At 51.7% G+C, this 14,034-nt stretch carries 6 protein-coding genes; 4 read left to right on the top strand and 2 right to left on the bottom strand.

Annotated elements, in window-relative coordinates; genetic code table 11:
• The first annotated feature begins 126 nt into the window (after positions 1-126).
• The 4 genes from EGH24_RS12315 to EGH24_RS12300 all read left to right on the top strand — a co-directional run bounded on the left by EGH24_RS12315 (position 127) and on the right by EGH24_RS12300 (position 10,447).
• Positions 127-1,860: a hypothetical protein gene (locus EGH24_RS12315; RefSeq protein WP_142980438.1), complete on the top strand. Its 1,734-nt coding sequence runs from the start codon at positions 127-129 to the stop codon at positions 1,858-1,860.
• The gene (locus tag EGH24_RS12310) at positions 1,857-4,814 is read left to right on the top strand and encodes an AAA family ATPase (protein ID WP_142980437.1); all 2,958 of its coding nucleotides are present in this window, start codon (positions 1,857-1,859) and stop codon (positions 4,812-4,814) included. Before EGH24_RS12315 ends, EGH24_RS12310 begins: the two co-directional genes overlap by 4 nt.
• Before the next feature lie 186 nt (positions 4,815-5,000).
• A complete protein-coding gene (locus EGH24_RS12305) occupies positions 5,001-7,589 on the top strand; it encodes a PD-(D/E)XK nuclease family protein (protein ID WP_185903318.1) in 2,589 nt (862 codons plus the stop codon).
• Positions 7,586-10,447 (top strand): UvrD-helicase domain-containing protein, encoded by a 2,862-nt coding sequence (locus EGH24_RS12300; protein ID WP_142980436.1) that lies wholly within the window; start codon positions 7,586-7,588, stop codon positions 10,445-10,447. The genes EGH24_RS12305 and EGH24_RS12300 overlap by 4 nt, the downstream gene beginning before the upstream one ends.
• A gap of 142 nt (positions 10,448-10,589) precedes the next feature.
• On the opposite strand, the gene EGH24_RS12295 is transcribed toward EGH24_RS12300, so the two are convergent.
• Both EGH24_RS12295 and EGH24_RS12290 read right to left on the bottom strand, forming a co-directional pair.
• Positions 10,590-11,753 carry a hypothetical protein gene (locus EGH24_RS12295; RefSeq protein ID WP_142980435.1) on the bottom strand — a complete coding sequence of 388 codons (1,164 nt, stop codon included), beginning with the start codon at positions 11,751-11,753 and terminating at the stop codon, positions 10,590-10,592.
• On the bottom strand, positions 11,746-13,500 hold the full coding sequence (locus EGH24_RS12290; RefSeq protein ID WP_142980434.1) for a DEAD/DEAH box helicase: 1,755 nt from the start codon (positions 13,498-13,500) through the stop codon (positions 11,746-11,748). Before EGH24_RS12290 ends, EGH24_RS12295 begins: the two co-directional genes overlap by 8 nt.
• Between the last annotated feature and the right edge of the window lie 534 nt (positions 13,501-14,034).

The following is a 14,034-nucleotide window of genomic DNA, read 5'->3' as shown; positions in this document are numbered from 1 at the left end:
GTGGGTAAATGGGCCCACAGAGCATATATTGTATTTCGCTATACGAAATCAGCAGTGATTTTGCGACGAATTGCGAAATTATATCAGCACAACTTGATATTGGATATCATAACACACCTCTCAACAATGTCTGAGTCCGACCGAATTCGCGAAGCTGGAAAAATTCTCACTGAATTTGATACTAAGAGGTATGAGGTATTTGCAGAGGAAGACTCCCAAAACATCGTTACAATTTGGCAACCAAGCGGCAGGGTGGAAGACATCACAGTCTTTCCGAAACCAGTCGATATGCAATCGAAGGCTGAATCGTTCCTCCAGCGAGCATCCAAAGAAGGTGCTCACCTCGCAGCAGCACCGGAGTGGGCCTACAATATCGATTGGATTGAGGATCATGATGAATTCCTCTTCGCAGATACGGGTCCACTATTTGTCCTAGGGTGCGCCCCCATACAGGTAGACGAAATGCGGACCCGGCTCGCGGAATTGAATGAGGAGTATGACTGCTATTCGGCGGAAGGTGAAACTGACGGGAGCCCCGCTGTACCAGACGAACCGGGAGAATTCGTCACACCGACAATCATACCAATAGCTGCGAATGCGAGACCTGGTGAGGACCAAGACGCGTTATTTGTTCAATTTAAGAACAAACACATGAGCAGCCGTGCGAATGATGTCGAGCTAAAGAGGCTCTGTGAGGGTACAAAGATCTGGGGCTTCCGCTTTTTGAGCGGTGCCGCCGTTGTTCCGTGGACATGTTCCGATGTAATGCAGAGAGAACTCAAAAATGAGGTTCTTACGTTCTGCCAAGACGGTCCCTCGTATTCTGTCCATGTCCAATGCAACCCTGATCCATTCAACAAAACGTGGGTCAACTATCGAAAGGAACTCTTTGAGACCGAAGCCCAGGTGTCATGTATCGTCGCAAACTGGGGGAGTGTGCCACCTATCGGCCCCTTTGGCTATTCCGGGATCTACACTACAACAGATGATTCAACTACGCTGGAGTCAGAGTATAACGACTCCTACGAGCGAGGAGGGTTGGTAGCGACCCAGCCAGATATCGGGTGTGAGTATCTCTGCCTCATCCCAGATGACATCGTAAGTACAGTCATATTCCGACGAAAAACAAACCACGGAACGCCCAGTGGGTCGGCTTTGATGGCAGATCTCAAAGTCTCAACGACAGCTGTCTTCGATACAGCTGCAGATGAGTACCAAAACAAAAATCCAGTCTATCCGGCACCTGAACCGGATCCCTGCAAAGAGTGGCGAAAGCAGCTTAACACGACCCCACTCAACCGAGAGCTGTTGACCGCACTCCTTCGCGCAGAAATCGAAGCGGACAGTCTTCCAGAACAATTTCCCACCAATCAAAAAGTTTCTTGGGAAGCTGTTGAATCCCTCAACGGCGAGATGTGTGAAGAATTAGGACATCTCTTGGAGAATCACCCACGCCGACGTGGTGCCGGTGAGATCACGCCGAGTACGAGGGATGCGCCTGAAACAATTGCCGAACGGCTAATGGAAGCACTCTCATTTGCAGAGGATGAAGCCGATATTGTCCTCAAGAACGCCTTCGAGCGAACTGACGTTCCGGTCAACGCAGAATATCGGGTTGAACAGGTTCCCATTTGTTTGACGACACTTCCCAACTCAACTCCTAACAGTGAGATCGACAGAGCTCGCTGGTTCGTAGAGTGGTTGCGAGTAGACGGAGTCAACTTCAAACCAGTTGCGCTGACTTCTAATTTCAGCTCCAATAAAGTGAAAACACTGGCCGGATATGAGGATGTCTCTAATATGGTTCGTAATCCAGAGCGAGTCGATGCAACCGAGGGATTAGAGGAGATCACGCTATGAACGGATACAATCGTCTTGAACGGCTATACGATGAAGAACACGTAGAACAGATAGAGGGTTCGGACGACCTCTACAAAATTACACATCCTCGAAGAGGGTACGATGACGAGACGATCCTTGTTCGGTTTATACAACCAGATGATGATTTGGACAAGCTCGAAACGGAAGACAACCGTCAGCTCGAGGTTCTATTCTATGATGATGAAATTCCGAACCAGTGGAATATCCAGCTATTCTGGGCATACCCCGAAGAGATGGATATAGACGAATCAAGGCGTACAAGATTCGAGTCTAATACGCGATTTGCGATACGACGATTTGTCGCCATCGACTCGTTGGATGCGTTTCTGCAACCGCTCCAAACAGTTATTCGAGATCTCGAATCGATAGAAGTCGATTTTAACCGGGGGGAACTTATCCAAGAGATTCTCGAAGCAGATCTGGGACTTCTCTTTGAGATCGACTCAACCAACCGGGATGAGCGGCTTGAAAAACTACGCAAAGGAAGTGATTCGGAGGCTGGACCCACAAAACCGAATTTGCCAAAGGGGCCTGAAGGAATCATTGAGTCAGTAGAATTAGGGCCAGACTTCCGCCGACCGGCTAGCAAGAGAACGCTGGATGCAAAACCGTTTACACTTCTCTACGGACGGAATGGAAGTGGCAAAACTAGTCTTCTTGATGCGGCCGCGCTGGGAATGGTTGGGCAAGTCCGAGGTGAGACTACTCAGCGGAGCTGGAAATATAGTGGCTTGAATGTGACCCTCACAGGCAAAGGAGACGGACCGATCCGGCTTTCGAATGACACGTCCGACGTGGCTGATCGGATCAGCGCTTGGTACGGATTTCGACCAGAGGGTAAGTCAACACGTCACACCGAATTCTATCATGTAAATTATCACGAGGCAGGGTCGACTACGCGACTCGCAGAACTCGATACAGACCTAGATATTGAACAAACGATTCGGCGTTCGTTGTACGGAGAGCAGTTGTCGAAGGCCCGTAATGAAAAAAGAGAGTTGGTAAAAGAAGCCGATAGGCGAATTAAACAGGAAGAAAACCGGATTGCGGAGTTGACTGCCGAAATCAAAGAACTAGAGAATAAGGCTGATCGAGCAGAGAACTTATTTTCTACTGCACGGACAGCTCACGAAGAACTATCATCAGGGATGAGAGAACTCATTCCGAATCCTCCGTCGCACCACCATGACGACGAAGAAAGCGGGGACTCCAACGAAGAGTGGGTCGATACCTGGACAACCTGGGGTGAACGAGTTGCAAGGCTTGACGAGAGTCTCAATAGTGGGGGTCTAAGCAGCGATGAGCCAAAGACACCTGAAACGTTAGTATCCGAGCTGGCTAACGAGAGAAACCGAACAGAAACAGCGATTGACAAACTTGAGGATATTGAAGAGCGGCAAAATAAGCAGAAGCAGCTAAGAGAGCTTCAGGAAGAACTCAATAGCACACGCTGGGGTGAAGCACAGCCAACTGTAGCTTTCGTTGCAATCATCCTCTCAACTGAAGAATTCGAGATTTCAGATCTGCGCGCCATAGACAATGTACTCTCTGATGAAGATCCTGAGTCAGGGGAGTCGCTCGAAAAATGGCGATCACGTGTAACGGGTGTTCTCAAGGAGGACCTGGATAGACTCTCTGAGAAGCGAGAGACGATTCGAGAGATTTCTGACCTACAGGCGAGGCGTGAGGAGCTCTTAGACGAGATTCGCTCACAGACCGAGGAATATCTTGATATCACTGACGAGGTATCACACTGTCCAGCCTGTTATCTCGAGCAAACAGAATCCTCAATTCGAAACCGAGAGCCGCCAGAGGGTATTCTTTCCTCAGAATCGGGAGTTCCAGATCAGCTACAAGCAGATATCGAACACATTGAAAATGCACTCGAAGTTCTGGAACGACCCACCTGGGCAAGGGTGACGGATAAATTTGAAACCCAGTATGGTGATGTTTGCCGTGCTGAAGACTTCTGGGGAGTGTTTAAGCGAACAAGTTTTGAGTCTTTGCCAAGCGTGTCCGACGCTCACGTCACCAGATTTGGTGAGGCGATCCGACAAAACACGCTTTGGGATCTTAGCAGTGAAGAAGCTATTGAATTAGTGAGGGCTACCCGTCAGGAAACTACTGAAAAGTTGCAGTCACTGCAAAAATCCGTCGAAGACTTTGCCAAACCGATTGATGACGTTCTGAAAGCTATTCAGCGACTAGAAGATCGGCGTGTAGAGATTGAAGCTGGCATTCAAGTACTAGACACAATCGGAGAACACGAACAGAACGAGATTCATGTGGCAGCTGATCGTACAGTGCTGCACACCGCCAAGGCGGAGTTCCAGAGCGATTCGGTCGTCGTTGAGTCGGTCGCGCAAATAAACGAGCAAATCGAGGAAAAGCAAACTGATCTGGATTACCATCAACTCAGGAAGGAAGGTTATGAAGACGGCATTGAGCGATTACAAACGGTCTTTGATAAAGCGGGAGGTGACGAAAACCTCACAGCATACGTCCGAGAACACATGTCGGCAATAACGACGCTATTTCAGGCGTTCCAGCGTCCGTATCAATTCAACGAGGTGCAACTCAATGAAAACGACGAAGTTCGAGTGATTCGACGGGGGCAGGATGACCCGAAGCCAGAGCCGATTACTGATATGAGTTCAGGCCAACGGGCTGCCTTGGCGCTCGCAATCTTCGTTACGAACAATCTCACCCATGCACATGCGCCGCCGGTGATGCTGCTTGATGAGCCGTTCGCACATCTGGACGATATTAACACGATTTCATTCTTCAATTTACTCATTGAACTGGCAACACGCCGAGATGGCGAGCAAGACCGGCAAGTAATCTTCGCGACAGCAAATGAGGACATTGCAGACCTGTTGGAGCGGAAGATCGGCGACTCGCCCAAATTTGACCGGATCCCCATTGAGGAATAAGCTCCTGTATCGATTATCCTTGTCACACTCAGGACACTGAGATCGCGCACATCTTTAGTACCCCATACCTCACCAATCCCCGATTTTGTGCATTGCTCGGAAGCTTATGGTGTTTCTGTGCAAATTCTAGTTTGAGTCGACTGTTCCGACGACACATTTTTGAAACTCACCTGAGTCCAATAGTCCGTGTCAATTACACGAGCGAAGTCTATAGATTCTCTTTACGAGGAATGCAAGGATTTCGACCTTGTGCTCGTGCCGGATGCGCCGATGGCGAGTGCCCTGAACCGGCGTCTTGACCAACCTCACTTCGGGCCATTCGCGATCACACCACGGCGCCTGGCTGCGCGACGGCGAGAACAGGCCGAGGATCGACTCGCGTTCCTCGAAATCATCAAGACGACTAATCTCAACTGGAAGGAGGCATCCTATGCGGTCGGGAACATCCTCCAGTGCTGGGAGTACCAAGGAACGGCTGACGCTGTGTTGGACTACGAGCAGTTCGCGACAACGGCAACGCATACTGCTGTCGACTGTATCACAGAGATGGACACGACGTCTAACCGTCTCACCGAATACAGCATCGAAGCCAACACGTCGGTCGCTGTTGTTGGGTTCAAGCAGTTTACCGAACTCGAACGCTCGATACTCCCCCCAGATTACGAGACGGTCGACCCGTTCACCGGGGAACCATTCGATCATCCACCCTTCCGCATTCTCGACTCACCGGCCGCAATCGTCGACGCGGTCCTCGATACGGTCACACCGGAGAACGCCGACCAAGTAGCTGTCGTCCTCGATGCAGATAGCCAGTATTCCTCGCTCATTGAGTCGGCGCTGGAAGCTGCAGAGATTCCATACTATGGTGGGCCGGGATTCAATGACGATGCCAGCCACCGCGCATTTCTACAGCTCCTTCGAAGTGCCCATGCTGGCCAAGATACGCGAGTAGGCGACGTTCGACCACTCCTCACCCAGCTCGGGATGCCCGTCGACATCAAACACGACGAGAAGCGTCTCTGCGATATTGACCGCCCGGAAGTAGACTGGATCCTTGAGCTCCGCGAGGAGATACGTTCCCGCACATTCGAGGAGGTTATCGACGAATATGAAGCAGTCACAGATGCCACAATCGAAGACTTCAGAGATGAACTCGCGACGCTCGGCCTCCTTGACGACGCCGTCACCGAAGCGGCAGTTGACCATCTTGAGTTCTACTTGCAGTCGTACGAAGTGCCTGTAGATCGGGAAAACGAAGGTGTCCTATTGGCGGATGCAAAATCGGCTGCTCACGTCGACCGTGCCGTCGTGTTCTATCTCGGCCTCGACGAAGGGTGGACACATTCGTCGCCTCGTCGCCCGTGGGTCAACCGAGATCAGGAGTTTGAACGGAACATCCGACAGTTCCAACTCCTCTTGCAGAACGGCGTTGACCAGTACTATCTCGTGCAGGACACCACCGGTGGAACGCCCGTCAGCCCGTGCTTATACTTCGAGGAACTATTCGATGAGGAGTTCGACCGATTCAGTGACTTGGACTCACTGCAGCATTCACGGGCGTCTCGAACAACACAGGATGGATTCGAAAAAGAACAACTCGATGTCTCACCCGAGGAAGTAACCGCGCTCAGCCAATCGAGCCTGAACACGTACATCAACTCTCCCCGCGATTACTTCTTTAGCCGACTCGTCGACAATCCGGACAAGGATCACTTCAGGGAAGGGAACCTGTTTCACGATTTCGCTGAGTTCTATGTCTCACATCCGGATTTCGTCACGTCTGATACACTCGACGATGTAGCCGCAGTCATACTCAACGAGGTCGATCCGTTCCTCCGAGGTGTCGACCGGGAAGTCCGACTCACCAAGTACCACATCGGCCTCCAGACCATTGTTGAATTCCTCGATGCAAACCCGCCTCACGGTGACGGGATAGTGACGCCTGATGGTAACTGGAGAGAGAACTTCTTCGCGGAGTATTATGACCGCCCCATCGATGCTTCGCACACCGAACACTGGTTCGAAAACACTGATCTCGGATTGAAGGGCAAGATCGACCTCGTTCACAGCCCGACCCGACTCCTTGACTACAAGAGTGGCTCAAAGAAGTCAGCATACTCGATTGTAAAGCATTCGGCACTTGATCCACCGAGTGATAAACCGAACTTCCAGGCGTTGCTGTATCTCGCTCATCAGCGAACAGAGCACCCGGATGAGGTACTGAGATTCACGTTCTTCCACTTCCTCGAAACGCTTGATGATGTGGTGACTGGAGAGGAATCTATCGAGGACTGCCTCACAACGGTGACCTACTACCCAGTCACCTACGAAGAATACATCGCGAGCCCAGCTGTCTTCACCGAACTGCAGGAAGACGCCGCAAACGACTGTAACAAGACCTTCTCGAAGTCCACATTTGAGGTTTACCAGGCGGTGTTAGATGCATACCAGTTCCCGGACACCACCGACAGTGACGAACTCATCGAATCCGAGTTCGGCGACGCGTTCACAGAGCGACTGATCGCTGATGTTGGGGACTACAAGTACGTGAAAAACGGCTGCAAACAGGCCCTGAGACACTTGCTCCGTATTCGCAACCAGAACTATTTCACCGGCGACGTGGACGCCTTCGAGCAGTTCGTCCAAGATCGCCTTTCGGAGTTGAACGAGCGTCGTGCAGGTGATGAGCGCTTCCCGGTTCAGGGACTCGGTGGCGATCCAAACTATCGGTACGTGGACAACCGCGATTGTATTCTGGAAGGTGAGTCACGATGACTGTTCCAAACGATCAACAGCAAGACCTCATCGACAGCAAACAGGGCATCCACATTGTCGACGCCGGCGCAGGGACTGGAAAGACATTCACCGTAACCCGTCGCTATGCCGAAATCGTCGACGAAGACGATGTCGAACCTGAGGACCTCCTCCTCGTGACGTTCACCAACAACGCGGCGACAGAGATGAAGGATCGAATCGTCGCCCACTGTGACTACGGGATGCGTGAACTCTCGGACGCACCGATACAGACGTTCCACAGCCTCTGTCACGATATTCTTATGGAGGACGGCTTCGAAGCACCGACGCTCCTCGGCATCGACGACCGCATCACTGGGTCCACACGTATCCTCGAAGACGAAAACATCGAGAAGGCGCAGTTCCGCGAGTTCATCCGTCGGTTCAGCGACGATCACCCCGAGTACGACGACTTCTTCCGCGCCGTCGAGGAACCCGTCGAACTCCTCGGGTTAATCAATCAGCTTGCGGCGAAAGGTGTCTTCCCGACGGTTGAAGGCTGGTATCGCAACGGCGAGCGGTATTTGGACGGTGATTTCGAGGCATTTCGGGAGATCTTCGACGAACTGAACCAGCCCCGAAACGACGGGAACAAACAATCGAAGCTTCGTTCGAAGCTCGGAGGCTATGGGGACGACAAGTGCTATCTCCCAGACGCGCCCGAGGAAGACGAAATCCGTGGCGGATGGGGTGAGAAGCAGGTCCCTGATGGCGTCGCACAGTTGGTGTTTGACGAACGGCGAGAGGGCCTCAAGAACTTCGTTCACGACATCTACCACGAGTACCTTGAGTTCGCCCTCAGTCGGAATTACCTCAACTTCAGCTTCCTCCAGCTGTTCGCGTTTGTCCTGCTCTGCGATGACCATCAACTCCGCGACGATGTCGCCTTCGAGTACGTGATGATCGACGAATTCCAGGACTCTAGTGAGATCCAGTTCAAACTTGCTCTCCTCCTTGCAAACACGAACAACATCTGTGTCGTTGGTGACTGGAAGCAAAGCATTTACTCGTTCCAGTACGCTGCTGTCGAGAATATAACCGAATTCGAGTCCCGCTTGGATCGGTTCGTCGACGAACTCAACGAGGATCACGAGAGAGTATCGTGGTCGACCCGACCGATCCATGATATCGAACTCATCGAGAACTACCGGTCAACCCAGAAGATTCTCGACTTCTCGGAACATAGCCTCGTGTCACCAGCGGCGAGTTCGGACGACGTCGACGAGACAACCGTGCGAGATAGTATTGTGTCGCTCTCCTCGAACGCCTCTCACGAAAATTCGCAGATAGAGGCGATTCAACACGAAGACGAACACGAAGCCGTTCTAACCAAGATTCAGGAGATCGTCGGGAACGACGCGTATCAGGTCGAAGAGGATGGGGAACTTCGGCTGCCAGAGTACGGTGACATTGCCGTCCTCACCCGGACTCGTGACTTTGGCCGAGAAATCCTCTCTGTCGCCGAAGAGTATGGGTTGCCGATGGCATACGAAGGAGGTATCGAGTTGTTCCGGTCTGACCCGGCGAAGCTCCTCCTAGCATGGCTGCGAATCCTCGAATCCGACGCGGAACGGGGATGGGCAGTCGTGCTTGAGGAAGCTGGTTACACGCTCGACGAAGTCAAACACGTCCTCGATATCGAGGAGTACCCCACCAACATGCAGGCGTTCAAGTCGGAGCTTGCAGCCTTAGAGACTGTCGGGGGGATTGCCCAGCGTGTATTCGCCCAGTACGACTACGACGGGGCCTACGCAGACGTGCTGCTGACAACAATCCAGTCCGTCCACAGCGCGACGACATTAACACGAGGTGACCTCATCCGATTTATTGAACGCGGCATCGAGGACGGAAGCACCCACGAAGTCCACGCGAGTGCAGGTATGAACTCTGTGACGGTCCAGACCATCCACGCGGCCAAGGGACTCGAACATCCCATTGTCTTGCTTGCGAATATGAACTCCCATTGTTTCCCACCTTCAGGCGGGAACAGTAACGCGATCACGTTCGACGATCCGGTCGGGATACGCCAACGGAAACTCTACTCTGACGATCACGGGTATCCTCATATTCACGACAACTGGCGGGCCGACGTTCTTCGAAAGTGCCTGCCGCGTGGATATGATGAGGAACGACGCTTGCTCTACGTCGCGATGACGCGGGCTGAGAGCCACCTCGTGTTCGCTGCAGGCGAGAGCCCGAACAGGTTCATTGAAGAGCTCCCAGTTGACCTTGAGGAATTAGAACCCAACGTTCAGAAAGAGGATATCGACGAGACGACACAGGCACACTTGCAGATTGCTGTGCCGACGCCGGATGGTCCAGTCGGTCACTCGCCGCATACGCTGATGCGTGATGATGTGTTTGAGGATATCGCCGACGGAAGAGGGACCGCGTTCGGAACGCAGACTCACGAATTCGCTGAGCGGTACATACTGGAAGGAGATGTCGCGCCCACGAACGACGATGAACGTCACCTCAAGTCACTCATAGATTCGCTCGGTGGTGAGCTACGAGTTGAGGAGGATGCGTATCTGCCACTCACCGTCGACGGCGAGCAGGTCAATATCTCTGGAATCGTCGACCTTGTTCACATTCGTCCCGATACTGTCGAGATTATTGACTTCAAAACTGACCTCGGACGGCAGGCCGAGGATGAGTATCGGAAGCAACTCAGCGTGTACTATCACGTGCTGAATGAATGGTTCTCTGATCGAGAGGTGACTGCAGATATCTTCTATACTGCACAAGGAACCCGCGTTGATATTGATCCACTCTCGAAAGCGAGCTTAGTCGAACTAATTGGTCAAGGACATCGTTCGGAAGCCAGCGTTAATGAGTAGTCATACCGTAAATCCAGACTCTCCTAGAAATAACCGGAATTCGTTCAGGATCGAGTTATTTCACGGTTTCATTGACAAATGAGTGTGGTAGCTCTATTCGCTCAGCGGTATTGCTCTTATGAACCATCGAGAGGTCACCATATCACCGCTCTTTGGTACAACTCTGGCATTTGAGTCCATCCGAAATCGCTCGAATCGGGTTGCCTTCGGTGAGTTTCCGTTCACACGACGAACAGCGAACTGTATCAGCTACACCGATCCCACTTCCGTATCCGAGAGTAACGGTTTGATGTATGCTACCATCTACAAGTTCGAAATCGATCTCACCTCGGTCGTACTCAACTTCAGTCAGCGTAAGGGGTCTGACCTGCACGTCGAGTGAGTGCCGCTCTCGGATTTCTCGTTGTCGTTCGGGGAATCCACTGTCACGGCGTTCCTGTAACTCGTTAAGCGTCTCGTCGAGTTCCTCATACTCTGATTTGAGTTCTTTCCGTTCACGTAGTGCTTGAACTCGTGAATCCTCGTCTCCGGAGTTGATCTTCTCACTTAGATCGTTGATCTTTGACGACAGATTCGAGTGTTTTTCCTGTAGCTCTTGTATACGCTGTTGTTGCATCTGACGATACTCTTCGACTTCTGAATCTGCCGCACGTGAGGCTTCTCGATGAATAGAGTCGAGCTTACCCTGTACGTTTTTCAGCAATAATTCCCGGGCTGTTTCGAGAAGAGGCCGTATATTTGTCTTGGTCAGCTGAACATCATCACTAGTGGCTGTCTCCGTCTCTACTTTGGTGCTATCAAGGAATGTCTCAGCCAGTTTTGGAAGGATCTCCTCTGACCGCGTGTCTACAGCGATGGCGCGTAGAAGCTCTTGCTGGTATTCACTGACAGTCTCGATACCAACACGAAAGAGAACCACGATGGCTATGCGGTCGTAGTACGGAGTGAATTGGGCATTCTCTACCTCGACAGAACTGTGATGGATCCATTCCGGAATCTCGATATCAGAGTCGGTCTCAATCGACACCTTACCAGAAGGCGACCGTTCACTAGCCTCTCGGAGTAGCTCTTGAAAGAACGCACTCTCTGGATGCAGCCGTTTCGTGTTCTCATCGTCATCATCTGGATTTACCTCCCCGCGAATGAGCATGTGTTTCCCCTGTGAGATTACGGTTTCCGTGGCCTCAGGTACCGATACCTCCCAGTGGTCGTCGCTTTGCTCGATGGAACAGCCGAGAGAGCATAGATACCGTTCTGTAAACTTCTCTACCACGGATTGCGTGACAGAAATCGAAGCCTCAGTCATCGCTCTCTCCCAGATCGAATCCTTCGAACACACCGCTATTGAATTCCTCAAGTTTATCAGCGAGTTCGCGCTGTTCCTGGAGGTCAACTGCCATCGCGTCAAAATCGTTTTCGAGATCGACTTCGGAATCAGCGGCCACCAACCGTTCGAAGATCTCGTCTTCGAAGCTTGTCCCCGACTCTTCCAAGCGGCTCAGGATGGAGCTTAGTTCCCCAACGCTCTGCTGAAAGAGATCGATCTTGTGGTACAATCGTTCCAATACGTACTCCTCGACCGTATCTTTCAACGCCATATTGAAAATGAACACATCTCGCTTCTGGCCGATCCGATGTACACGTCCGATACGTTGTTCAACACGCATCGGATTCCATGGCAAATCCAAATTGACTAATATATTGCAAAATTGTAGATTGCGCCCTTCGCTCATAGCGTCGGTCGATACGAGGATCCCTCCTTCCTCTTCGAACTCCTCGACAATTTGTTCCTTCTCGCTGCTTGAGTGCCCGCCGTGGAATGCGTGAACTGTGTATCCCTCCGAGGCGAGTCTGTCGAGGATCTGCTGTTGGGTTGCTCGGAACTGAGTGAAGACGATGACTCTCCCCATCTCAACATTGTCGCGGGCTTCTTCGACGATATCCAAGAGTCGCTCCTGTTTGGTCACGGTATCGATCTCATCAATCAGATCCAAGATCGACTCTAGTTCATCTGCGTGCGTGAGCTCTGACTGATCGTAGAGTCGCTTCTCGATGGTTTGCTTCAGGGCTACCGGGCTACTGACGACCTCCTTCTGAAGCAGCATCAACACGAGCTTCTGCCCCTGGTCCTGACTGTAAGCTCCTTTGACGTAGTCGGAGACTGCTTGGTAGAGTTCACGTTCCTTCGGGGTCGGGTCGAAGGTTCGCGTGTCGATAGTCCGATCTGTGAAATCGATATCCGTGTCTTCCCGTCGATTCCGGATCATCACCTTATTCAACCGATCCTGTAATTCGTCTCGATTCACCAGTGTCTCCTGATTGTTGTTCACGAAGTATTGGTGGAAGACGTCCCGTGTACCAAAGAGTCCAGGACGGAGAAGCGAGACCACATTGTAGAGGTCAGTCAGCTCGTTCTGAATCGGCGTTGCAGTCAAAAAGAAGGCATAGTTGTAGGAGAGCCGGTCAATCAGGTCGTAACGATCCGTCTCTTCGTTTTTAACGTAGTGGGCCTCATCAAGGACTAGAACGTCCCAGTCGCGGTCGAGAACCGTCTGACGATGTCGCTCGCTTTTCGCAGTGTCGATGCTCGCAATGATGTAATCGTGGGCGTCGAAATCTTCGAATTCGTCGTCGTAGTTGCAGACGAAGTCAAGACCGAATTTCTCTCGGAGTTCAGCCTGCCACTGTTTGGCCAGCTGTGCGGGAGTGAGGATGAGGACGGATTCGTCCGTTTCACGGAAGTGCATCTCCTTGAGAATCATCCCGACCTCGATGGTCTTTCCGAGGCCCACTTCGTCGGCCAAGAGTGCTTTTCCGTCCATCTCGAAGAGAGCCCGGTAGGCTGCATCCACTTGGTGTTCGAGAAGTTTGACGGCGTTCTCGTCCAGCTCCTTCAGTGATCGAAGTTCTGAATCCGGCTGGCCTGCTTGCAGACGGACTGCCTGGATACTCTGCAAGTGACTCCCATCAGTACCGTCCTCAGACAGCGAATCCAGAAGATCATCAGCAGATTCGTGTGTGACCTCGATATCGACGAGGTCGTACCCGCTCATACGTCCGTACAAACAAGTGTGCCTGAAATACGTTTTGTGACCACCGATCAAGCACCAACCCAGGTGGCCTCTATTTCAGAAGTAGCGATATGTAGCTGGAATTCCACCAAATCACTAAGTGAATGTGAAATAACATTAAGTTAGGTGCTCAATTAGGACGCAGTGGGCTAGTCATTACTTAGAAATCCCCTAAGCAATCCGAGGTAACGAAGCCCTTCAAACGCAGATCGCTGATCTCATTCCTGGTCGCCCAATCCATGGAAAGAGGGTAGAGGGCGGTGACCGAGAACAACATGCACGAGATATTCTGATCGACTTCTTTGACTGCAAAATCGACTACCAAGAGGCGTATGAACGTGTTCTAAAAGAGCTCCCACGACGTGAATCACCACATTCACACGATAATAATACGTTTAGCAGCGATTGGAATGAGGCCCTGGTTCGAATGCAAGCTCTTCGTTTCTACAACCACGGGGTGTTTCTACAATTGAAAGAACTCGGGTGCTCAGAATGCTATATTCCACATTCACCACA

The sequence above is a fragment of the Halonotius terrestris genome (genome assembly GCF_006861665.1).
GTDB classification, from domain to species: Archaea; Halobacteriota; Halobacteria; order Halobacteriales; family Haloferacaceae; genus Halonotius; species Halonotius terrestris.
This window is presented reverse-complemented; position numbering and strand designations above follow the sequence as displayed.